Here is a 1287-nt window from a genome sequence, read left to right as displayed (position 1 = left end):
TGAACGCCTTTTCATGCTCTTCAGTCTTTTGTTTCAGTTGTTTAATTTCCTCGTCACGTTCTTCAATCTCTTGCTTCAGTTCTTTAATTTCCTTGTCACGTTCTTCAAGATCCGCATCACATTCATCAATTGTCTGCTTGCTTTCCATTAAATACCTAAACTCATTCTCTTTCATTTTTTTCTTAATATCTTGAACCTGCTCTTTAAGTGCCTTAACCTGCGCGCGATAATGCAATGCAATACAAAACATCACTCCGCTTAAGAGCAAAACTGAAACCACTTCTATCCATAAAATTTCATTCGAACTCATCTTTATCTCCTTTAATTTTTATGAGGGCGGTCATCATGACCAATCTGTTGTGCTTCGCATTCCATTAAAAAAAGAATACAACAAGCCGCATGTGCCAAGTGTGATAAATCACTCTCAGCATCCTTATGCTCTCCACCAAACCATGCTAATAAATGACGTAAAGCAGCACCGTGAAACTTGCTCCAGTGCATGCCATTACGCCAATTGTTTGCTCCGTACTTCTTTGCCCCAAACTCTAAAACTTTACCAATTTCAAGCAGTGCCAACGGCGGTATAAGCTCTACACGAGGCTTACCATCATCATTCTTATGCGCTTCATTTGCATTATGTGAACACATATAAACTCTGTCGCCACCATATTCTTCAGTGCCGCAAACATATGCATTTCCATAAATCTTGGCCTTACCATAAACCACGGCATGACCGAACACCTTAGCAGCATCACAAACCTTGGCATAACCACAAACCTTGGCGTTGCCATAAACCTTGGCGCTGCCATAAACATGGATATTATCGTAAACGTAAGCATTACCAAAAACCGCAGCTTCATCACAAACCTTGGCATTGCCAAATACATGCGCATTACCACAAACCTTGGCGTTGCCATAAATCGCAGCTGCTAAAAGAACATTGGCATTCTCATAAACACGGGCATTGTCATAAACATGAGAAAAACCAAGAACCTTGGCATTGCCAAAAACACGTGCATCACCATAAACCCATGCCCTATTCCCAACCCAACAATCGCCCTCATGAGAGAGGTTGCCTTCACTCTCTACAAAACCACCAACATCACCTGCTTTAACTTTTCCAAAGCTTCTCAATGCACGAATGCGGTGAAGAGTTTTCCCTCTAAACTCAATTGTTTCATCAGTAAGTTCGTATTTCTTTTCTACAGCCATCTTTGTCTCCTTAATGCTGTAAAGTTTCTCCGGTGTGATCAACACCGCAGCTCTTGCAAATTTTCGACATTGGGG

General features: G+C 41.4%; 1 protein-coding gene and 1 pseudogene. Both read right to left on the bottom strand.

Features of this window, described 5'->3' with window-relative positions:
* Positions 1 to 310 (bottom strand): annotated as a pseudogene (locus ACFIL2_RS05280) (hypothetical protein); the annotation flags it as partial.
* An 11-nt stretch (positions 311 to 321) separates the two neighbouring features.
* Positions 322 to 648, bottom strand: coding sequence for a dATP/dGTP diphosphohydrolase domain-containing protein (locus ACFIL2_RS05275; protein ID WP_375679806.1), 327 nt, complete (start codon positions 646 to 648; stop codon positions 322 to 324).
* Between the last annotated feature and the right edge of the window lie 639 nt (positions 649 to 1287).

The sequence above is a fragment of the Bartonella sp. AP30XZML genome (assembly GCF_042195945.1).
Classification (GTDB): domain Bacteria; phylum Pseudomonadota; class Alphaproteobacteria; order Rhizobiales; family Rhizobiaceae; genus Bartonella.
Note: the sequence above shows the minus strand (reverse complement) of the source record. Positions and strands in the feature narration are given on the sequence as shown.

Bases quoted from the DNA above. Each gene is read 5' to 3' on its own strand.
- ACFIL2_RS05275 (WP_375679806.1), bottom strand. From the start codon at position 648: ATGTGTTCACATAATGCAAATGAAGCGCATAAGAATGATGATGGTAAG.